The 21,046-nt window shown below is 43.0% G+C and carries 17 protein-coding genes and 3 pseudogenes; 17 read left to right on the forward strand and 3 right to left on the reverse strand.

The genetic code is table 11. The features are described 5' to 3' along the window. Positions 1-32: 32 nt before the first annotated feature. From CA600_RS05735 to hcp, 3 genes are all read left to right on the forward strand, one after another. Positions 33-491 carry an SHOCT domain-containing protein gene (locus tag CA600_RS05735; protein ID WP_094869307.1) on the forward strand — a complete coding sequence of 153 codons (459 nt, stop codon included), beginning with the start codon at positions 33-35 and terminating at the stop codon, positions 489-491. Between the two features lie 243 nt (positions 492-734). Continuing rightward, positions 735-2,135 (forward strand): MFS transporter, encoded by a 1,401-nt coding sequence (locus tag CA600_RS05740; RefSeq protein ID WP_094869308.1) that lies wholly within the window; start codon positions 735-737, stop codon positions 2,133-2,135. A gap of 93 nt (positions 2,136-2,228) precedes the next feature. Continuing rightward, positions 2,229-3,521, forward strand: coding sequence for a hydroxylamine reductase (gene hcp / locus CA600_RS05745; protein ID WP_094869309.1), 1,293 nt, complete (start codon positions 2,229-2,231; stop codon positions 3,519-3,521). A gap of 329 nt (positions 3,522-3,850) precedes the next feature. Here the strand turns inward: hcp and CA600_RS05750 are convergent, their stop codons facing one another. After that, complete coding sequence (locus CA600_RS05750; protein ID WP_094869310.1) at positions 3,851-4,324, reverse strand: hypothetical protein; 474 nt, start codon at positions 4,322-4,324, stop codon at positions 3,851-3,853. Positions 4,325-4,593: 269 nt separating this feature from the next. Between CA600_RS05750 and CA600_RS05755 the strand changes: the two genes are divergently transcribed. From CA600_RS05755 to CA600_RS05805, 12 genes and pseudogenes are all read left to right on the forward strand, one after another. Next, positions 4,594-5,871 (forward strand): hypothetical protein, encoded by a 1,278-nt coding sequence (locus tag CA600_RS05755; RefSeq protein ID WP_256989747.1) that lies wholly within the window; start codon positions 4,594-4,596, stop codon positions 5,869-5,871. A gap of 121 nt (positions 5,872-5,992) precedes the next feature. Next, complete coding sequence (locus tag CA600_RS05760) at positions 5,993-6,403, forward strand: DUF6855 family protein (RefSeq protein WP_094869311.1); 411 nt, start codon at positions 5,993-5,995, stop codon at positions 6,401-6,403. 182 nt (positions 6,404-6,585) lie between these two features. Beyond that, positions 6,586-7,095, forward strand: a pseudogene (locus CA600_RS05765) (FAD-dependent oxidoreductase); the annotation flags it as partial. Then, a pseudogene (locus CA600_RS05770) lies at positions 7,094-7,474 on the forward strand (malic enzyme-like NAD(P)-binding protein); the annotation flags it as partial. The pseudogenes CA600_RS05765 and CA600_RS05770, both read left to right, overlap by 2 nt. A gap of 394 nt (positions 7,475-7,868) precedes the next feature. Then, a pseudogene (locus CA600_RS32165) lies at positions 7,869-8,186 on the forward strand (alpha/beta fold hydrolase); the annotation flags it as partial. A 23-nt stretch (positions 8,187-8,209) separates the two neighbouring features. Next, positions 8,210-9,826, forward strand: coding sequence for an AraC family transcriptional regulator (locus tag CA600_RS05775; RefSeq protein WP_256989748.1), 1,617 nt, complete (start codon positions 8,210-8,212; stop codon positions 9,824-9,826). Between the two features lie 114 nt (positions 9,827-9,940). Continuing rightward, the gene (locus CA600_RS05780) at positions 9,941-10,945 is read left to right on the forward strand and encodes an ABC transporter substrate-binding protein (RefSeq protein ID WP_256989749.1); all 1,005 of its coding nucleotides are present in this window, start codon (positions 9,941-9,943) and stop codon (positions 10,943-10,945) included. Next, on the forward strand, positions 10,946-12,001 hold the full coding sequence (locus tag CA600_RS05785) for an NAD(P)/FAD-dependent oxidoreductase (RefSeq protein ID WP_094869312.1): 1,056 nt from the start codon (positions 10,946-10,948) through the stop codon (positions 11,999-12,001). A 383-nt stretch (positions 12,002-12,384) separates the two neighbouring features. Further along, on the forward strand, positions 12,385-14,187 hold the full coding sequence (locus tag CA600_RS05790) for an SgrR family transcriptional regulator (protein ID WP_256989757.1): 1,803 nt from the start codon (positions 12,385-12,387) through the stop codon (positions 14,185-14,187). Between the two features lie 141 nt (positions 14,188-14,328). Continuing rightward, entirely contained in the window at positions 14,329-14,802 is a 474-nt protein-coding gene (locus CA600_RS05795; protein WP_143812103.1) for a hypothetical protein, read from the forward strand. A 219-nt stretch (positions 14,803-15,021) separates the two neighbouring features. Beyond that, positions 15,022-15,588 (forward strand): YkoP family protein, encoded by a 567-nt coding sequence (locus CA600_RS05800; RefSeq protein WP_441339151.1) that lies wholly within the window; start codon positions 15,022-15,024, stop codon positions 15,586-15,588. A 78-nt stretch (positions 15,589-15,666) separates the two neighbouring features. Then, positions 15,667-16,317 (forward strand): polysaccharide deacetylase family protein, encoded by a 651-nt coding sequence (locus CA600_RS05805; RefSeq protein WP_179281547.1) that lies wholly within the window; start codon positions 15,667-15,669, stop codon positions 16,315-16,317. A gap of 21 nt (positions 16,318-16,338) precedes the next feature. Here CA600_RS05805 and CA600_RS31720 read toward each other — a convergent pair whose 3' ends face one another. Both CA600_RS31720 and CA600_RS05810 read right to left on the reverse strand, forming a co-directional pair. Next, on the reverse strand, positions 16,339-16,572 hold the full coding sequence (locus tag CA600_RS31720; protein WP_256989758.1) for a helix-turn-helix domain-containing protein: 234 nt from the start codon (positions 16,570-16,572) through the stop codon (positions 16,339-16,341). A gap of 6 nt (positions 16,573-16,578) precedes the next feature. Next, positions 16,579-17,178, reverse strand: coding sequence for an AraC family ligand binding domain-containing protein (locus CA600_RS05810; RefSeq protein WP_256989750.1), 600 nt, complete (start codon positions 17,176-17,178; stop codon positions 16,579-16,581). A gap of 235 nt (positions 17,179-17,413) precedes the next feature. Here CA600_RS05810 and CA600_RS05815 point away from each other — a divergent pair, with 235 nt between their 5' ends. Together CA600_RS05815 and CA600_RS05820 are read left to right on the forward strand one after the other, a co-directional pair. Beyond that, positions 17,414-18,322, forward strand: coding sequence for a chitosanase (locus CA600_RS05815; RefSeq protein ID WP_256989751.1), 909 nt, complete (start codon positions 17,414-17,416; stop codon positions 18,320-18,322). An 89-nt stretch (positions 18,323-18,411) separates the two neighbouring features. Then, positions 18,412-21,000, forward strand: coding sequence for a metallophosphoesterase (locus tag CA600_RS05820; protein WP_094869316.1), 2,589 nt, complete (start codon positions 18,412-18,414; stop codon positions 20,998-21,000). The last annotated feature ends 46 nt before the right edge of the window (positions 21,001-21,046 follow it).

The raw sequence follows: 21,046 nt of genomic DNA on the forward strand, positions 1-21,046 counted from the left end.
TCTGTAAATATATGATAAGATAGGGATATCTTATGAATGAGGTGGATAATATGATACACGAAATTAGCGGCGGTACATCATCTCTTGAACTATACGAGGATTACCTAGTAATTAAGCCTAGTAATGTTCAGAAATTGGGAGGACAAACTCAAACGATTCCCTTGGATTCCGTTATTACGATCAGTATAGTTAAGCCCTTTTTAAAAGTCCCTTATTTACAAGTAATTACATCCAGCCTTCAAACATCCAAAAAGGATAATTTAAAAGGAGCGAGTGCTAACGTTGTTCTTATTCAACCGGGAAAAATGAAAATCGCCGAAAAAATCCGTGATTACATAGCAGTATATAAATCAGAAAAACACAATCGCCCTAATCCTCCAGCTCCTGTTGGGTCGATCGATGATTTGAGACAGTTAGCAGAACTTAAGGATTCCGGTATCATAACTCCAGAAGAATTTGAAGCCAAGAAAAAGCAAATCCTTGGATTATAAAATAGACTTTTTTCGTCCACAGACTACGTTTGATTAAATAACTTCCATAGATGATGTAGCCTTCACGACACAAAATACGAAGCAGCTTGTTCTCCAATTACGGAGAATAAGCTGCTTCGCTGTCTTTTTAGGACTTAAAAGACAGCCCTCTCTTTATCCCATCTTTATGGGATTGGTCCTGGCAATGGATCTACTTATAATTGTTAGTATTCTTAGACAAATATGAGTGGGGACGGGATCAGCATGAATGTTGCAAAAAATAAAGAGCTAGCGGACACCCGCAGGCGGCGATTGGGTATGATGGCGGCTATTTGTATGGGAGCTTTTATTTCCCATTTTACAGCCGGAATTATGAATGTATCGCTTCCTTTTTTTATTAATCATTTTCAGACAGAGCTTGCGAAGGGGTTGTGGATCACAACAGGGTACCTACTAGTGATTACTGTGCTTCTCCCTGTGATGGGGAAATTGGGTGATCGTTATGGGTTTCGCCGCATTCATAATCTCGGATTTGTGATTTTTACAGTTGGTTCGATCTTGGTCGCTTTTTCACCTAATCTGCCAATATTACTTACGCTTAGAGTTGTGCAGGGCATAGGTGCTGCGATGTTCCAAGCAACGAATATTGCGCTCATCACCATCCATATGCCGAAAGAGAAGAGAGGACATGCACTCGGAATTCTGAGTACGGCTGTCGCACTGGGCGGGATGACTGGCCCTATTGCGGGAGGGTTGATTGCGGAGTGGCTCAGCTGGCAGTGGCTATTTTTGATCCATGTTCCTGTGGCGATTGTGGCTACAATTATGGCTTACCGGTACATTCCGGGCCGCGTGCAAGATCGTAAGTCGGGAACTGTCAGCATCGTGGGGGCGGGCTTGTTCATGGCATGGATCACCTTGCTTATTCTCGTAATTACAAATGGGAGCAAGTGGGGATGGGTGTCTGCGCAGACGATGGCGAGTTTGATGGGGTTTATCCTGCTGTTGGTCACGTTTCTATTATGGGAACGGAGGCAAAAGACACCTTTTCTACCTCTTCGGGCGCTAAGAATTCCTGCTGTATCGGTTGGGTTGATCGTGAGCAATGCCTCTTTTATTCTTTCTAATACGTTACTTGTCCTTATTCCATTCTTTTTGATGGGAGCAACGGTTCAGTTTTCGTCCTCTACTACCGGTTACATGATGGCTGCTTATCCCATTGCATTAGCCTTTGCAGGTCCTCTTGCTGGTTACTGGTCCGATCGTTATGGCTCTCATCGATTGATGCTAATGGGGCTAAGCTGCATGGGAAGCGGGTTCGTACTGTTGCTATTATTTTTAGAGAATATCCCGGTCTCTGGAATCGCTGCAATTCTATGTCTTATTGGACTTGGGATGGGACTTATTGCTTCTCCGAATAATAGCTATATTATGCAGCAGACGCCTAAGGAACACGTAGGTTCCATTGGAGGAATCATTGCTTTAACACGAAATGCGGGTATGGTGTTTGGCTCTGCGCTTGGACTTGGGATGGTGAGTGGACAGATCGGGCAAGAGAGTCAACTTCAGGCGATCAAAATGGTTTTTGGCATTAATATTTTCATTTGTATAAGCGTTACTATAATGATGGTTGTGATCCATAGACGGACAATTCAATCTTCTTGATGTGAAAAATGTGTGTGTAATCACAACTCAAGGTAGGGTGTTCTGTTACGTTGAGAGTATCGAAAGACTATCTGAAATATGGAGGATAACGATATGTTTTGTTACCAATGTGAACAGACACCGACTGGCGGCTGCACCGTTGTTGGAGTATGCGGCAAAAATGAAACCATTGCTAGTTTGCAGGATACGATGATTTTTGCCTTAAAAGGAATTGCAGCCTATGCGACTCATGCTCGGCAGCTAGGATATAGTGACCCCGAGGTCGATCGTATTACCCACGAAGCGTTGTATATGACCTTGACCAATTCCAATTTTAATACGCAGGAGCATTTGGAGATGGCAATGAAGGTCGGTGATGCGGCGGTTCGGATCATGGATGTACTGGATCGCGCACATACGGATCGCTTTGGCATTCCGCAGCCAATTACAGTCAGTCAGAACAAAATAGAAGGTCAATGTATTGTAGTGACAGGGCATAATTTGTATGCGCTGGAGGAATTGTTGCGGCAGACGGAAGGAAAGGGCATCAACATCTATACTCACTCGGAAATGTTACCTGCTCATGGCTATCCTGCGCTAAAGAAGTATAAACATCTGAGAGGAAACATCGGCAAAGCTTGGTACGATCAACGCAGACTTTTCGAGCAGTTTCCAGGTGCGATTCTTGCAACTACAAACTGTGTGATGCCGATTAAGGGTACGTATGCAGACCGCTTTTTCTCCTATGAAGTCGCAGGGCTGGAAGGGGTAGCGAAAATTACAAATGACGACTTCTCCCCATTAATTAACCGGGCGTTGTCATTACCTGCGGCAGATGTAGATTCAGATCTTGTACTCACGACAGGATACCATCATGAAACGGTAATCGGGCTGGCACCTGAGATTATTCAAGCTGTCAAAGACGGGCATATCCGCCGGTTCTTCGTTATTGCAGGCTGTGATGCACCAGGTAAAGATGGGAATTACTATCGCGAGTTGGCAACTTCCTTACCGAACGAAACCGTTATTTTAACTACTTCATGCGGGAAGTTCCGTTTTAATGATGTCGATTATGGCACTGTTGGAGACACTGGCATTCCGCGGTATATAGATCTTGGGCAATGTAATAATTCCGGCTCTACGGTGAAAATTGCGTTGGCTTTGGCTGAAGCATTTGACTGCTCGGTGAATGAGCTACCTGTGAGTATTGTACTGTCTTGGTTTGAGCAAAAAGCAGTAGCTATTCTGTTGGGCTTGTTCAGCCTTGGCATTCAGGACATTCGTATTGGGCCGAAGCCGCCGGAGTTTATCTCGCCTGGTGTGCTGGATGTGTTGGTAGAGCTTTTCGGATTAAAGCTGATTACTACCGCTGAGGAAGATATGAACGCGATGTTGGCGTTGTCGTAGGTTAATCATGTTAGAGACATTGGCCGCAGGCGCTTGTAATCAAGATAAGTGATACAACACTAACGCAAATAAAACTATATTTTTGATAACTTGCCGTTTCAGATAACGCAGTGAATCGTACCCTATGTGACGGCGTGAAATAATTCAACAGAGGGTGTCCCAAAAGCCATAAAATGACGGAGGGACACCCTCTTTTTTAAAAATGAGGGAGTGAAGATCATCTGATTGGCGAGCCTATAACAGAGGAGACGGCTCAACGCTGGTTCGATGCATCGCGTGATTACTGAATGAATTGAAAGAGTGCACTTCATTATACAGGCAGGGTTTTATTATATGATCATCCCCATTTCACGGAGTCTATCTTTAATTTTCTTTAAACGAGCTTCTTTTTCGGTAGCTTCACTTAATACCTCCACAGATGATTCGTTATACTTCTTTATAATCCTCTTTAAAGTTAATTCTTTTATTTCCTTTTTACTCTGCATTGTAACACGAGGGACAATGGCATGGTTTTCTATGGTCTTGGGATCTGCAGAAATTCGTTCTAGTAAACGAAGCAGAAGTATCAGTCTTTTGTGTCCCAGCCTCGGAACTTGGTATAGTTTATTCCATGTGGAATTTAGTAGATGATCAAGGTTTGTATATCCCTTGGAGTATAGAGCATTTATGAGGCCCGTTAAATTTGGTCCCTGCTCTTCCGCATAAGCAACAGTTACAATACAAGCAATATCCTTACCATAAAGATGCGCTGGAAGTGGGAAAAATTGTATTAATTCCGCATTTCCATCGATGATGTCATACATGATGATTTACCTCCATTTAAATATTTGGTCATTATTCACGTATAGAATTCTGTTTAAGGCTGTGCAAAATTTTATTACCCTCTGCATTATTAAAACCCAAGTTACTGATCATTTTCTGAACATCAGCAAAGCCCATTGCATGAGCTTGTAGAATATTCAGAAGATTCTACTATTTAATAAGTAACAATCGACTCTAATATGCGCTGCTGCGTTTCGTAATCAACACTATGTAATGGTATGATGTAAGCATCAATTTTATGGGGTGCACTATGATGGATATTCGGATCAAAGAACTGCTTGACGCCACACAGCAAAAATATGGATTGGACAACTACTACTTACACTCTCATGAAATTTATCGCGACGTTATGATGCTGGGAGAAACCAACTATTTTCTTAGTATGGAATGGTTTCCTGCTCATATTAAGGAATGGAAGGGCGATTACAATCCGGAAGGAACTGCCGTCATCACGATTGACCTACAATCCCGCAACTATAAAAGTGTGATTTTTGTTGGCGGGAAATCTTATGCGGAGGGGACACCATTCCAAAATATAGATTTTAACGGAGTCATCCGGTGGATTGAAGCTGAGGCAAGGGTGGTATACGGTAAACAATTCCACTTAGAGAAGGAACAGATTGGAGAATATCATTTTATTGAAAAAATAGGTAGCATACCAGTCACTCCTGGTGGACGGATCGAGCTTCGCTTCGATGCGGAAGGCAGGCTTGTTTTTTACAGTGTATATGGCCAGTTTCCTTCCAGCTCCTTTGTGCACAAAGAGAACTATATTCTCACACTTCAAACGATAGAGCCCCAGGCGAGGAAACAACTACAACTTATAGAATATCCGGTGTACGAGACGAAGCAACTCCTGCTGATCTATGGGATAGAAGAGATCTACATTACAAATGACGGAACAACCACCATCCCATTTGAGTTTATATCAGGTACGAGAGCACGATTCAATATAGATCAGGTAATGCATTGGGAGCAACAGAATACGGAGCTGGAGCCTTTCGAAAGGGCGGAGAAACGTCTACCTGAGGTAGTTACCATTGAGCAGGCAATAGCTCGCGAACCGCATCCGGACTCACTTCCTATCACAGACGCAGAACAAGCCGTATGTATAGCCGCAGTCGAAGCTGGTTTAAGCCAGCTCTATCCGGATGAATCCGGAGAATGGATGTTGAAGACTTTTCAACGGGAAAGAGGACATATTCAGGCAACACTGAGAATGAAGGCGCCAAGTAATCGTATATTCCAGCGTAAGATCCTTCTGTTCATCGATGTGCAGAATTTTAAGGTTATAAATTATATGGATAACAAACCAATGCTCGATATGTTTGATGAGTTCAAGAGCGAAGAGAAAATTGCTGTAAGTCATGACGAAGCTTATGACAAGCTCAAGGGATGGCTCGAATTAACGCCAGTCTATGTGTATGATCCTGGGCAGAAGAAGTATGTGCTGTGCGGGAAGTTAGATTGTAATTATGCTGTGAAGGCCACTAGTGGAGATGTGGTGGAGATGAGTAGTTTGGAATGATAGTGCCAGCTTCCTTATACTGAGTAGGACGAATAAAGGTAATGAAGTATAGTAAGGTGATGCAAACTAATAAAATGATTACAACTTACTAATTTTGTGAGTTACTTTGGGAGTTGAAAATATGTCGACAACTACAGGAACCAAGGAAAATCCTTGGAAATTAAAGACACCACCGCAAACATCCGAGTATGAAATGTACAAGGTCGAAAAAGACGGTAAAGAAATTATAGTTTGCATTGTAGGGAAAACGGTTTTGCATTATGACTACCGCTGTATTGAAGATCTACACGCCATGCTTATACAAAATGGTGATTGGATGGAGTTAGGAAGTGCTGATGAGCAAAAACCAGCAAAAGAAGGTACCGTTGAAGCATGGGGGCGTTCACCTGAAAACCCTGTTGGCGGTTGGTATGGATTAAAGAAGGGACTTCGGGGGCGATTTGGAATGTATATCCCACCATTGCTCGAAGAATTGGGTCTTGCGGAAGTAGAACATAATCCAAGAAACAATCGGATGAAAGCGATCTTGTAAACGAAGGAGAGCCTAAAGGCTCTTCTTTTTTTGAGCCATGCCCTAACCGGTGGTCTTTCATACACATTGCAGTGATTACTTTAGTTACAAAACGTTTTTTTTAGTTACATAAACTTTCAAGGGCAGGGTCTTTGCCGTTAAGCTGATTGTAAAAATTATTCACAAGGTGGCAAAGCTATAACATGAATAAAAAAGTAACCACTGCTCTTATTCTCGTTCTCTCAGTTATGCTTGTTATCACAGGATGTGGCAACAGCAACAGCAACAGCAGCAACGGAAACGGGAACAAGAACACCAGCAAGAACACCAGCAAGATCAACGAGACAAAGGAAACTGAAGCCGTTTCGGGAGCATCCAAAGCTAGCTATACACCGTACGATCAACTAAAAGATAAATATGACATCATCATTATCGGTGCAGGCGGTGCCGGAATGTCTGCTGCACTTGAGGCGAGAGCAAAAGGGATGAACCCGGTTATTTTTGAAAAAATGCCGGTTGCCGGCGGGAATACAACAAAATCATCTTCGGGAATGAACGCTTCTGAAACGAAATTCCAAAAAGAGCAAGGCATTGAAGACAGCAATGATCTGTTTTATGAAGAGTCCTTAAAAGGTGGCCACGATACGAACGATAAAGAGATGCTTCATTTCTTCGTAGACCATTCCGCAAGTGCGATTAATTGGCTGGATTCTAAAAAGAATGGCTGCTGATCCGATTGTATTTGCCATGGCCAATCCTACTCCGGAGATTGATCCTGAAATTGCGGGGCCTTACGTCAAGGTTATGGCGACAGGGCGCTCCGATTTTCCTAACCAGATCAATAATGTTCTCTGTTTTCCCGTTATTTTTCGTGGAGCCCTTGACTGTGGCGCCACTGAAATCAATGAAGATATGAAACTGGCTGCTGCTGAGGCGATTTCTTCGGTGATTGACGTCAGCGATCTTCATGAAACTTATATTATGCCGAATGCGTTTGATCCACGAGTAGTGGAGCGTATCCGGGAAGCGGTTATTCGTGCGGTGCTCAAGAGTGGTGTGGCAAGAATAGGCGCGTTAATGGAAAACAATTAAAGCTGGACATCCATTCAAATAGAGACAATACGTCCGGTTCGGACTGATGTCTGCGATGGATTAGTGGTTATGGATATTGATCGTTTAGGCCGGGGAGAAAGAATAGCCATAAGCGCTCTGAGTTAATGCCTCTTATTATTTAACTAAGTGAAGAAGTGATTCAAACCCTTAGCTGTCATATAAGGGTTTTTTCTTTTTTTTGAAGGGAATGAAAAACTCGATACACAACAAAAAGTTCTAAAAGACAAGAAGGTGATGCCCCATGACAATAAACAACATACCCAATAGATTAGCCAAGTCATTCCATAGTATAATAGAAAATCAATCAAAAAATCAGTGGTGAGTTTACAACAGCAAGCTATACTGTAGATATTCAAAAAAAAGCACATCAAGTATGATTTTTATAGCAGGATTAGGTGATTGCAGTGAGACACGGAACAAAGTCCAAGAATGCATAATGCAGGAAACGTCAACATTTTCTTACGATAGAACAAATATCGGTAAAAGCCAAGCAACGTCTGTCCACCGAACATGACTTGACTGGGTAGAGGAGTTGTCTGATTGGTAGCAAGATTATTCGCAAGTCTTTATCCACAGCTTGTTTCTTGTATGATCCTCGTTGACGCCTTATAAGGAATTGGCATACGCAGAAGTTTTGCTTGAAAAGCTTGCTGCGAAGAATCAGGAATATTTTGAAAATCCGATGTTGAACAGAGGAGAATAGGGGGAGAAAATTTGAAAGCACAACCAAATGATCTTGGATGGATCGCTCAATGGGAGTCCACTCAACCGATACCAGCTAAATGGATCACTGCGGAAGCAATTCATTATTTTACTTCAAATACATTAATCATTATTACGGATGGTCAAGCGATTTGGAATATGAATGGGCATCGTGTTCAAGTCTCTTTCGGCAATTTAATTGCTATAGAACCAAACTCATTTATTGAAGTTTTAGAAGGAGGAAATCTAGATTTAGCAGGTTGGCAAATTCAATTTGATACATATTCTCCATTCATTTCAGAAGGCAAGGTAACTAAATTCAATTGGCATGTTCCAGTAGGAAATACCTATCAAATTATTCAGCTGACGGGCGGTTTTTTGACGAGTATTAGTGATCGTTTGAATGAAAATTTGCCTAGTAGTGTCAGCGAATCGATGGTCGGAAATCAGCATCTATTATATGGACTGTTGAAAAACTTATATCAAAAACAATCGGGTGATGAAGAGACGACAGAAAAAGGAATTCTTCGTTCTATTGACTATATCCAAGAACATTATAGTGAGATGATATCACGCGAGCAATTAGCGCAAATTGCAGGGATAAGTCAGTGGCATTATTCTCGGAAATTTAGTGAGCAATGTGGGAAGCCTCCATTAGACTATCTGGCCAATTATAGGATCTACCGTGCGAAAGAAGAAATATTATTAACTTCAGCGAAATCGCAAGAGATTGCTAAAAAGGTTGGTTTTGAAGATGTGCACTATTTTAGTCGTCGCTTCAAACACTTTGCAGGTGTGTCACCCAGAAATTATGCTCAACAATTGCATCAACGATATATTTTATCGATTTCACCACTCTGTGCTGAAGTTCTAATCGAATTAGGGATAATACCGCATGCTGTAATGGTAACACCGTTACTAGTACCTCAACATCAACGAGAACTATTTAAAAAGCATCACGTTAAACTGTTGGAAGTGCCCCAATATGATACGAATATAGAGTTGATTCAACAAGAGCAGCCAGAATTAATCATTGGACATTTTTTAACAGAAGATATTAAGAAGAAAATGCGCACAATCGCTCCAATCATAACAGGTCTAACTATGGATATAGATATTCTCCTTAGTCAATTGGCCGCTTTATTTCAGATGAAGGAAGAAGCGGAAAAACTCCAAACTCAAATGGAAAATGAGATAAACGAAGCACGGCAACAATTACAGCCCATCGTTCAATCCGGTGCTACAGTAATGGTGTTACGAGTAGAAGCTTTCGGATATCGATATTTAGGAGGGAACTCAAGCGGAGTCTCTCAATTACTCTACACGAAGTTGGAACTATCACTTCCAGAGTTTTTAAAGACAGGCGAGGCATGGTTTAATCCTTGTTCGATAGAGCAATTGTATAGGGCTAATCCTGACTATCTTTTCGTAGAGAAACGTGTGATGGAGAATTTTAGTGCTGAAGAAAATATGGATAAACTTATGGAAAGCGAACCGTGGAGAAATTTAAAAGCAGTCAAAAATAATCACGTTTCCTATATTGATACAAGTCTTTGGGTAGATGGTTGTGGAGTCAATGGGCAGAAGATTATAATTGATCAAATTGTTAGTAACTTAATAAGCCATTAATAGTGTAGAGCACAATAATCCAATTAAATTCGCACCATTCCCTATGGAATGATATCTTCTTATTTGATAATCTTTGATAATGATAATTATTATCAATACAAGGGGAGAGAATAGATGATGTCAAAACGTATATTTACGTTGATAGGAATAACGCTATTAGTGTTTGTCTTAACGGCATGTTCCAAATCAGCAAATAAGCCAGAAGAAGCTTCCACGGAGCAAAAAGTAAGTAATAATCAAACAAACGTAAGTGATGATAAAGAAACAAGAGTGGTAAGTGATATATTTGGGGAGGTCACCATCCCGGCTAATCCTATAAACATTCTTGTCACGAGTTCGAGTTATGCAGAGGATTTAATCGAGATGGGCATTATCCCACAGGTGAGTGTAGTCGTTCCTGAGATTGAACCTGATTATCGGACACCCTATTTGGAACAACACGGAGTTGAACTGATCTCACAAACACAATATGAATACAACCTCGAGCAACTGCTCAGCTTATCACCGGATATGATTATTACGCCAGGTGAAGGCTTGGATACGAAGGTGTATGATGAGTTGTCAAAAATTGCGCCGACAGTCGCTCTAAACGCAGGTGTAGGGGTACATGATGCGGTGAAAGAGCTGGCAGTACTTTTTAATAAAGAAGCCGAAGCGGACAAGCTGTTAACTGCTCTTGATCAGAAGGCGAGTGAGGCCAAAGAAAAAATTCATCAGGCAATTGGCGATAAAACCGTACTCGTGCTTAGAGTAGAACCTAGCCGGTACCGTTATTTAGGTCCAAAAGCAGATGACGATGTTAGTGAATTCTTTTATAAAACGCTCGGGCTGAATAGTCCTGAAGTTACTAAAGATTCCGATGTGTGGTTCACACAGTTTTCATTAGAGATTTTACCGGACATCAAACCGGATTATATTTTCCTGGAAACAAGAAGTATGGTGGATCTTGATAGCTCAGAATCATTAGCAGAATTAGAAAAAAATCCGCTGTGGAAAAGCCTGAAAGCCGTCAAAAATAATGATGTCTTCCCAATACGTACCAATGATTATATTCAAGCCAAAGGTCCAATTGGAACAAGTAAGCTTATTGACTATATCGTAGAAAAGTTGGTGCCTTAAGTGAACGCAAAACAACTCGATATCTATGATATTACGATCATTGGTGGTGGCCCCGCAGGCATGTATGCAGCTTTTTATAGTGGTATGAGAGCCATGCGTACAAAACTAATTGATGCCAAAGAGGAATTAGGTGGATTCATGCGCACCTATCCTGAAAAGTTAGTGTGGGATGTTGGCGGCGTTGATCCAATACGCTGTGAACGCTTAATAGATTCTTTAGAGAAGCAGGCTAGAACTTTTGATCCAACCCTTGTACTAGGACAGGAAATTGCTCATATGGAGCGGCAGGATGATATATTTATTCTGACATCCAAAACAGGCGGACTTCATTATACACGTACTATATTACTATGTGCTGGTCGCGGAATGACGCAAGTTCAAAAGCTGGATATTGAAGGTGCAAACCGTTATGAATTGAATAATCTCCACTACACCGTTACAGATTTATCGAGATTTAAAGATCAACGTGTTCTTATTTCTGGCGGAGGAGATTCCGCAGTGGATTGGGCAAATGAAATTGTGAGTTTGGCGAAGCAAGTCATTGTGGTACATAGACGAAATGAGTTTACTGCACATGAGCTGCCTGTAGCCCAAATGAAAACATCCGCTACGGTCATGACACCGTATAGTATCTCTCGCTTATATGGCGTAGGTGAACGCATTGGAACTGTAGCTCTTGAACACGCTGAGACTGGTGAAATAGAACAAATTGAAGTCGATGAAGTGATCGTGAGTCATGGATTTGATCGTGATTTTGGGGATTTACTGAACTGGGGCTTAGACAAAGAAGATTATGGTGTGTCTGTTGATCAGCGGATGCGAACCAGTATCCCCGGGATTTTCGGAGCAGGTGATTTTATTACTTATGGCAGTAAGGTTCGTTTAATTGCTGGTGCCTTTAATGATGCTGTGTTAGCAGTTAATAGTGCCAAACTTTATCTAGATCCGTCAGCTTCAGATATGGCTGGTGTTTCTTCTCATAACGCTCGTTTTTTTGAGAAAAACAAAGCCATTGGAAACGAGGCTTGTGGAAACCTCAATGTCATACAGTCCTAATAGGAGTTGAAAATGAATACATCCCAAAAGACGACGTTCGAGTCGTCTTTTTTTACGTCTATCCTGCAGGAGTTGGTCATGAGGGTTTTGGAAGCCGAAAGCCAGTTTACGAATGGATAGCTGATTTTTGTGTGGTGTTACTTCTTTTAACTTTCCATAAGCAGCTCTGAATTCGCCTCAAAAGTCGCCAACTTATTTCTGCCTCTCGATATTCTCTCAGTTTCTCAATCAGATATGGATGTTCCAACATATGTTCTCCCCCGCTTCCTTATTTCTGTAAGACTTATTATGCGCTGTTCAAAAGGGGATAAAAAGCGTATACTTTCCACACATGATTTCCTCTTTTGAGGAATATAACCGAAAGGAGGCAGAAAAAGGTGATCATGACTGAACGGTATTTTACGCTTTACGACCGCTTCGGTGGGGGGATTAGTGAGGGAATGCCCGTAGAAGCAACCTTGGAGGAGCTGGCGGAAGCGTTGTTCTGCACCACTCGGAACGCGAAGCTTATCCTGCGCAGGCTGGAGGAAGAAGGTCTGATTGATTGGATTCCGGGGCGCGGACGTGGGAATCGCTCGCGGATCGCTTTCAAGACGGACAAGGAAATTTTCCTGCTAAGCTTGATCCAGAGCTGGGCAGAAAAAGGGGATTATAAGCAAGCTTTTGAATGGCTACAATTGTTCGGTGAGGGAACGCTTGCCAAGCCCAAATTCCTTGAATGGCTAAACGGTCAATTTGGCTACCGAAAAGAGGAAGCACGTGATGGTATCTCTACGAGTGACATACTGCGCTTCCCGATTTACAGTCCCATCACGACCTTTGACCCTGCTCAAGTAAGATTTTGCGCTGACGCACATCTGTTGCGGCAAATTTACGACCGCCTCCTCCGGTTTGATGAAGCTGCGGGCAAAATTGTTCCGAGTATCGCTCATCATTGGACGTCCAATGCAGAAGCGAGTGAGTGGACCTTCTATCTACGCAAGGGGGTGCACTTCCATAATGGGCACGAACTGACCGCAAGAGATGTAGCCTTTACGCTGGAGCGTTTGCGCGGAGACACCAATAACCGCTGGTTGCTGCGGGGAGTAGAACGGATCGAAGCGCTAGGCCCGCGTGTAATACAATTGCATTTGAAGCAGCCAAACCGAATCTTCGACAGGTACATGTGCTCCAGCGCAGCATCCATCCTGCCTGCCAACTTGGGTGGTATGGAAGAGACGGACTTCTGGCGGCTGCCGATCGGCACCGGCCCTTTTCGGATCGTCTCGCAGTCATCGCACTGCATCGAGTTGGCTGCCCACACTGCCTATCATGAAGGAAGGCCCTATTTGGATGGTGTGGATATGATTACCATGCCGGAGGAATGTCTTCAGTCAGCAATTAATATTCCCGAGGTGCTGCATCACGAGTTCGTCGAGAATCATCCGCTGGGAAACCATAACGGAGACTGGCAGACGCTAAAGCAATTATCCAATGGCTGTACGATGCTAACCTGGAATCTTCGACGGCCGGGTGCACAGCAGTCGGAGGCGTTCCGCCGGGCGGTACGCATGATTCTGAATACTGGCGACCTGGTCTCGGAACTGGGGGGTGATCGCGTGCTATCTGCCTTCGGTTTCCACCCGGAAGCGAGCCAATCCCGCTCTGTTGAACCGTTCCGTCTAGATCGTGTAAAAACTGTTCTGCGTGAATCGAATTATGACGGTTCAGTCATCCGCTTCACTGCCCATGAGAAGTTTGAGGAAGATGCTCGATGGATTGTGGAAAGACTTGAGCAGTGGAGTATTAAGGTAGATCTAAAGATCATTTCATGGGAAGATAAACCTGGTTGTGGCAGTCCACATCACGACGAAGATTTGATGATCGTAGGATTCGTCTTGGCTGAAGACGAGGTATGTGAGATTGAAGTTTATGAGCATGGGGACAGTCCTTTCCGGGCGTATTTGGACGATGAGCTTCTGAACTGGATTAACGGAAGAATTGACGATGCCTTAAGCGCCGATACGGAAACTGGCAGACGCCAGCATTTGAAGGGGATTGAGGAACATTTAAGCGACGAAGCTTCGGTCATTTTTCTCCATCATAAAGAGTTTCGAACATACTTACATCCTTCAATCCGTGGCGTCCATTTGAATACACTTGGGTGGGTCGATTTTAAAGATATCTGGCTGGAAAAGCTGAGCTAAGCAAGTATCCTTGAACACGTTAGACAAAATTCAGAGAATTGACAACATGAAGAAGCGGCTTTCCTTGAACAGAGATTTCTGCAAAGGGGAAAGCCGCCTTTTTAGTATTTTACCAGTTAGGTCAGGTGAAGAGGAGGCATTATGTTGCGAAAATTACTCATTATTTTGATATTAAATGTGATTAGTATTTTTGCTGTAGAAGGGATGACTTTTAAATATAGTCCTGGTGGAAGTATTTCAGGGAATGGTAACCCAGGTATCATAGCTTTGGTTGTAGGATTATTGTTGTTCACCATTTTATTATTTAATGTAGGTGCTTTAATTAGGGGGTTCAAAAGTAAGAATAAAAGTAAACTTGTCCATGTTACACTCCCTTTAACCTCCATACTTATTATAGGAATAATGATTTGGGGAGAAACATCTAAAATTCGTTCATTATCTAACAATCTCAATGGATTTACTAACCATAAAGACTCCGTGGTGTATCGTTTCGGTTGGATTAACCAATACACAAATAACCTGTTTTTTAATGGGTACATTTTTTTCGGTGGTGTGGCACTAACGGCTTTCATCGTTTGGGTAGTGACTTCCCCACGACAACTCAAAAAATACTAGAAAGAGTAGCTAATGAAAAAAGTTATACGAAAATTTAATATAATCGCAGAGAAATTCCACTGTATGGCGTCCAATAGATGTAGACGTTAAGAAAGTTTTAATGAGGTTCATTATGTTCCTTTGTTGCAGCCGATCCGTTATGCACAATGTATGAAATGAGAGACTATAACCGTTTTAAGGAGGGTGGATGAGTTGGGTTTCAAAATACGTAAAACCACGGTGCAGTCCGTCTGGATGATGTGGGAAAAAGCTTTTGCGTTGCTTTCACATTTTCGTGGAGCGCATAAGTCGCACTTTGGTATATGTACCGTGATGTTAAAAAAGCACCGGGGACAGCCTATTATATGCCAAGACGCCACGGTCATCAACCAAGGCGAGTGGGTGGGAGAGCTCCACCTCGATAATGGAAGTATCCTGAAGTTGATCCAGTCCGAAGGATCGGATCGTGCTGCACTCCAAACGGCTCGCATGCTGCGTAAATCAATGCAGCAAATCAATGAAGCCTTCGAATCGCAGTCCGAGTTCAGGCAGGTCAAGGCTTTATTAGGTATTACACTGCTCCATCGGGGATTAACACATGGTCTTGGTTTTGAACAACAAAATATAAAGTCCGGTTTTTTTGAACGCATCACCACCATTTATCTTCGATTGCTGCTGTCTGCCATGCATCCGGAAGGCAGACAAAGAATCAGTCGGCGAACCGAACAACTGGTCCCGATGTTACTGATTCATTCACGGGCCTCACTGAAGAATCGGTTCTCACCCGGACAGAACTATTCTGGATAAGTCTTAAGCTTGTTATATGGAGGTGTAATTATTCTTACATATCTTATAGGAGGAATACTATGTACTGCCACCCTTTACATGTTTATTCCGAGTTTGATTACGCGAGTGAGCGGCTTTGGTGTCTTTCGCAAAGGAACGGTAAAGAAACAGGTGGCATTCACTTTTGACGATGGACCACATCCGGAATATACGCCGGAATTACTGGATTTATTGAAGTTACATCAAGTGAAGGCCACTTTTTTCGTGCTTGGATCGCGAGCGGAGCAGTATCCAGACCTGATCAGAAGAATGGATCGGGAAGGCCATCAGATTGGCATCCATAATTATTGTCATACCTCTAACTGGCTGATGCTGCCCCGTACGATTAGGCGAGAACATCTGGACCGCTCCGCTGATATTATAGAGTCTATTGTCGGAACCAGGCCCACTCATTACCGTCCACCTTGGGGATTAATCAATCTATTTGATTTCTTTCGATACAAGCAGTATCGAATTGTTCTATGGTCGCTGAAGGCAGGCGACTGGAACACCAGGGTCTGTCAAACCCGGATGCAGGCCATTCTTTTAGATGGAATCACCGATGGCTCCGTTGTCTTACTTCACGACAGCGGTGAGACTGTGGGCGCGGACCGGCATGCTCCTTATTTTATGCTGCAAGCTTTAGAGGAAGTGCTAAATCAACTGCAGGCAAGAAACCTGCAATTTGTTCGTCTTGACGAAATGTCTTGACGCATTCCAGTATTTTTACTGTTATGACTTAAATTGTTTGCGGAAGCAGAGCGGCGAGATACCCATCATTAATTTGAAGGTCCGTCCAAAATGGGAGATGTTATCAAACCCAACCATACCTGCAATTTCAGTAACATTAAAAGAAGAGCCAACGAGCAAATCACGCGCTTCTTTAATGCGGATGTTATTAATATATTCAATAAAACTGAAGCCGGTGGCCTCTTTAAAAGTTCGGCATAGGTAGGAAGAGCTTATGTCGAACTACCGTGAAATCTCACAGAGCTTAAGCGGTTCCATATAATGTTGATTTACATAATTAACGATGTCCAGGACCTTCTTGTGTGTGCGATTGGATTCCAACATTGGAGCTACACGGCTGTCAAATAGTTTACGATTAAGATAGAGAAGCAACTCCACCAATATTATTTGTTGGTACTGTTCATATCCACGATCTTGCTTCTTTCCCTCCTGGATCATCTTCTGAAAAAGCTGTTCGATGAAATACTGATCCTTCCCGGTCATCTTCAAAGCGCGGTAATCACTTTTGAACAATTCGAGCAGTTCCTCACATTGACCGCCAGTGCAGAAATGCTGCAGGAATTCTTTTTTAAACAGCAGTGTAACCCGTTCATACATATTGCATCCAGAATTGACCAGTTTGTGCATTTCATGAATATCCATAAATAGCAACGTACCGCCCGCAACCTGGTAGGTTCTGTCCCCTATAAAATAATAAAAATCCCCGGATATTAAATACAGAATCTCATAGGCATCATGATAGTGTCTTGAAGGCATGCTGGTGTATACCTGTTTCTTGCGGCTGATCTCAAAAAGAGTAGACTCATAAAATACCGGCTTCATTCAGCACCTCCTAAGAGGATTGTAGACTTAATCTAGGGTTTGTAGCAACATATGTATAAAATTTAATAATTACAAGAAAATACGTGCTGTTTAGTCAAACTTTATGAGATAAGCTTGAATTGAATTACCAAGTGTTGGAAAAAGGAGGGCTGTCATGCTCAGATAGGTTGGGGATAAGGTTCGCTGCCACTCAAAGTTAAAGCGCTTAAACTATTTAATTAAAGGAGAGATTGCGGTGCTTAATTCAACGAATAGTAAGGTTTCCAAGAAGATGAAATTTTCATTGTTGATTCTGCTCAGTTTTTCAATGATTTTTTCTTATGGCTATCTGTCCAATGCACCTCAACAGAAAAGTTATGCGGCAGGGAACCCGGATTCTAATTTCTCACCGGCAACACTTCAATTCTTGCGCGACAACACAGGTCTGGATGGTGAGCAGTGGAACAATATTATGATGCTTGTCAACAAACCGGAGCAGGACGATCTGAACTGGATCAATTTTTACGGATATTGTGAAGATATTGATGATGACCGCGGATATACGATTGGAATATTCGGTGCGACTACAGGCGGCTCAAATGATACCGGTCCCGACGGTCCGGATCTGTTCAAGGCATATGATGCTGCCAAAGGCGCGAGTAATCCTTCGGTTAAAGGCGCATTGGCCCGGATCGGTGTTAAGGGTTCGATGAAAGGGAAAATCCTCGAAATTAACGAAAGCGAAGAGAGCTTCTGCAGAAAAATCGGCAATTTGCAAAATGATCCCGAGTGGAGAGAGGCTATGTGGAAAACATTCTACAATATCTACATTAAATACAGTGTGGAGCAGGCCCGCAATCGCGGCTTTAACTCGGCATTAACGATTGGTTCCTTCGTGGATGCTGCGCTAAACCATGGTGCTACCGGCGGCTCCGAGACTCTTCAAGGGCTTTTGGGTAAATCAGGAAGCAGCACAGATGAGAAGACTTTCATGACCAAATTCTATAAAGAACGGACCAAGATTGTGGATACTAATGAGTACAACACTCCGCCTAACGGCAAGAACCGTGTGAAGCAGTGGAGCAATTTGCTCAACATGGGAGAGACAGACCTGAAGGGTGCAGATTCGGCAGTCCTTCAAGTCACCGATTGGGAACTTCAATAACAGGAATGCAAGAGTAGACAGAACCGCCGTTCTTCTTGGTGACGGCGGTTCAATGATAAGTAAGATTAATTTAGAGGGAGATGGGCTGAATGGATAACAACCAATCTTATCTCAAAAATAGATTTTACAAGGTAATCAGTCTAATGGTTATAGGTTTGCTGCTTGCCATGGAGTTGACCGGTATTGTCTCAGCAGGAAGGGAGGAAATTGAGGAAGACCTTACAAGTGAAGCAGCGGCAGTTCAGGAAACGATTGCCCAGTGGATTTTTAAAGACAAAGGCGAAAATGGTGTATTTCCGGCTACAGACGGGGTATATCAAACGTCTTCATCCATTCGTGATGTAGGAACTAATACGGATGCATACACCTATGATTCAGGTGAGAACAGCGTACGCAACCAGGGCTGGCATGAAGGAATGGGTCTAAAATACTGGCTTGCCACGCTTTCTACCCAAGGCTTCGAAGGTATCTTCCTCTCATCACAGCAAACCTCTTCAAGTACAGGACCCAGGGATTTTAAGGTGCAATACAGTATAGATCAACAGGAATGGACAGATGTTACGGGCGGCAACCTTGTTCTAGCCCAGAACAATTTTAATTGTTCCAATAATTCCTGCAAATTAACGAACCTCGCTTTGCCTGCCGGAACAAACAATCAAGATATACTCTATATCCGCTGGGTGGTAAACTCTGCGAAAAGCGTAAGCGGGGGAACGGTGTCCAGCTCAGGCTCAAGCAGAATTAAAGATGTGGTAATTAAAGGAACACGCAGCAGCGGCGAACCTGGGGACGCTCCCACACTTGAGGTAAGCAAAACTCCCGCTTCAGGGGCTGCAGATGTTCCCCTTAACGCAGAGATCACAGTGAAGTTTAACAAAGCCATCAGCCTCGACAGTAGTTATCAGGTTGTAATCACAGAAAACAATGTTCCTCTTAACAACATCTCTGCTTTGCTCCTCGGTCAAGATACAGTCAAAGTCAGCCACCCTAATTTCACTGCCGGCAAAACTTACAACGTGACCATCCCAAAAGAGCTTGTTAAGGGGACTACGGATGGCCGGACACCGGAGAACGATATTACCTGGAGCTTTAAGACGAAGTCTCCGGATACCGGCATCAAAACACCAACGCTGCTGAACATGACTTTTAATGGGGACCCAAAGACAAGTATTGCCTTTGACTGGTATACAGCCGAAACCGTCAGAGGTACAGTAGTGCAAGTAGTGGAAGCTTCCAATGCGGGAGGAAGCGAGTTCCCGGAACAACTGGCAGCTTCTTATGAGGGCAGAGCAACAGTTATTGAAACCTTAATGACATCAGGAGACAGAAGCTCCAAGAAGTATAAAAAGTTCGCTAGCCACAAGGTTATTGCAAGCGGTCTTAAGCCTGGAACCAAGTATATCTACCGGGCCGGTAACGGTGATGCGGACGGTTGGAGCGAGGCGGGTTCTTTTACCACGGACAAGGCGGATAATCAGGACTTCCATTTCCTCTATGTAACCGACACCCAAGGCTCAAGTAAATCGAATTTCGATCTGTGGCAGGATACTTTTAAGCGAGCTATTGAGAAAACGATAGATCCCAAGTTTGTTCTTCTTACAGGGGATCTAACGGATGACGGTGATCTGGAGCAGCTGTGGCAGTGGTTCTTGGGTGTGCCGAAAAAAGAATTTGCCAATGTACCATTTGCACCGATTATCGGTAACCATGAGATAGAGGATTATCCGAATAATAACTTTTATAATCATTTTAATCTACCAAAAGATGTTGGGACGGGTGCTCATGACGGGTCGGTATATGCTTTCGAATACGGCGATGCCCTGTTTATGCAAATCAATTCCCAGTACGAAGGAGAGGTCAAGCCGTACAAAGCAGATATTCAGTTCACGAAGCAATTGGAATGGATGCGGAATCAGGTGGCAAAGACCGATAAGAAGTGGAAATTCGTCTCTATGCATAAGGGAGCTTATTCCACTGGGGATAATGCTTCGGCAGAAAGCGACCGGGTAGAGTTTTACCGGAAATACCTGATTCCTGTATTTGATGAGCTGGGTGTGGATATGGTGTTTGAAGGACATGACCATATGTATATGAGGTCTTTTCAAATGTTGAACAACGTTCCGATTAAGAATGTTATTACCGATGAGCAAGGAAATGTGCTGAATCCCAAAGGGACCGTGTATCTAATGGGCAACTCAGCCGCTTCGAAATTCTATGCTATTAATCCAGATGCAGACAGTTTTTTTGCAGCAAAAAACGATCAGCCCAACAAGAAAATGTTCGTGGATGTATCCATTACAAGCGACGTGCTGAAATTCACATCCTACACAGCAGTTAAAGATAAACCCATTGCCGTCTATGACGCTTACAGTATTAAAAGGACTGACGTTAAACCCGGCATAGTCCAAAATCCAAGCGCAGTAAGACAGTCCGGGAACCGTGCAGTTCTTTCGTGGAAAGCGCCTGTAAATAGCTCTGAGCCAGTGCGAGGTTACCGGATTTACGAGAAAAATGATAAAGTCAGCACGAACTGGAGCGTGTATGTGCCGGCGGTAAACAGTCAGACAAGTTACAGCTATACATTAAACGGCATAGATTCTGCTAAATCCTACAATTTCGTTATTAAAGCACTGGGGACAAGAAGTAATTCGCTTCCAGCAGAAGCAGGAATGCAATGAATCCTCAATTGTATTAAAAAGCAAAAAACCACGAAGTACAGTTTCA

Source organism: Paenibacillus sp. VTT E-133280 (genome assembly GCF_002264385.1).
Lineage (GTDB): Bacteria > Bacillota > Bacilli > Paenibacillales > Paenibacillaceae > Paenibacillus_AQ > Paenibacillus_AQ nitricinens.

Excerpts from the sequence above, each read along its gene's own strand:
- CA600_RS05735 (WP_094869307.1), top strand. The coding sequence starts at position 33 with ATGAATGAGGTGGATAATATGATACACGAAATTAGCGGCGGTACATCA.
- CA600_RS05740 (WP_094869308.1), top strand. The coding sequence starts at position 735 with ATGAATGTTGCAAAAAATAAAGAGCTAGCGGACACCCGCAGGCGGCGA.
- hcp (WP_094869309.1), top strand. The coding sequence starts at position 2,229 with ATGTTTTGTTACCAATGTGAACAGACACCGACTGGCGGCTGCACCGTT.
- CA600_RS05750 (WP_094869310.1), bottom strand. The coding sequence starts at position 4,324 with ATGTATGACATCATCGATGGAAATGCGGAATTAATACAATTTTTCCCA.
- CA600_RS05755 (WP_256989747.1), top strand. The coding sequence starts at position 4,594 with ATGATGGATATTCGGATCAAAGAACTGCTTGACGCCACACAGCAAAAA.
- CA600_RS05760 (WP_094869311.1), top strand. The coding sequence starts at position 5,993 with ATGTCGACAACTACAGGAACCAAGGAAAATCCTTGGAAATTAAAGACA.
- CA600_RS05780 (WP_256989749.1), top strand. The coding sequence starts at position 9,941 with ATGATGTCAAAACGTATATTTACGTTGATAGGAATAACGCTATTAGTG.
- CA600_RS05790 (WP_256989757.1), top strand. The coding sequence starts at position 12,385 with ATGACTGAACGGTATTTTACGCTTTACGACCGCTTCGGTGGGGGGATT.
- CA600_RS05795 (WP_143812103.1), top strand. The coding sequence starts at position 14,329 with ATGTTGCGAAAATTACTCATTATTTTGATATTAAATGTGATTAGTATT.
- CA600_RS05805 (WP_179281547.1), top strand. The coding sequence starts at position 15,667 with ATGTTTATTCCGAGTTTGATTACGCGAGTGAGCGGCTTTGGTGTCTTT.
- CA600_RS05810 (WP_256989750.1), bottom strand. The coding sequence starts at position 17,178 with ATGAAGCCGGTATTTTATGAGTCTACTCTTTTTGAGATCAGCCGCAAG.
- CA600_RS05820 (WP_094869316.1), top strand. The coding sequence starts at position 18,412 with ATGGATAACAACCAATCTTATCTCAAAAATAGATTTTACAAGGTAATC.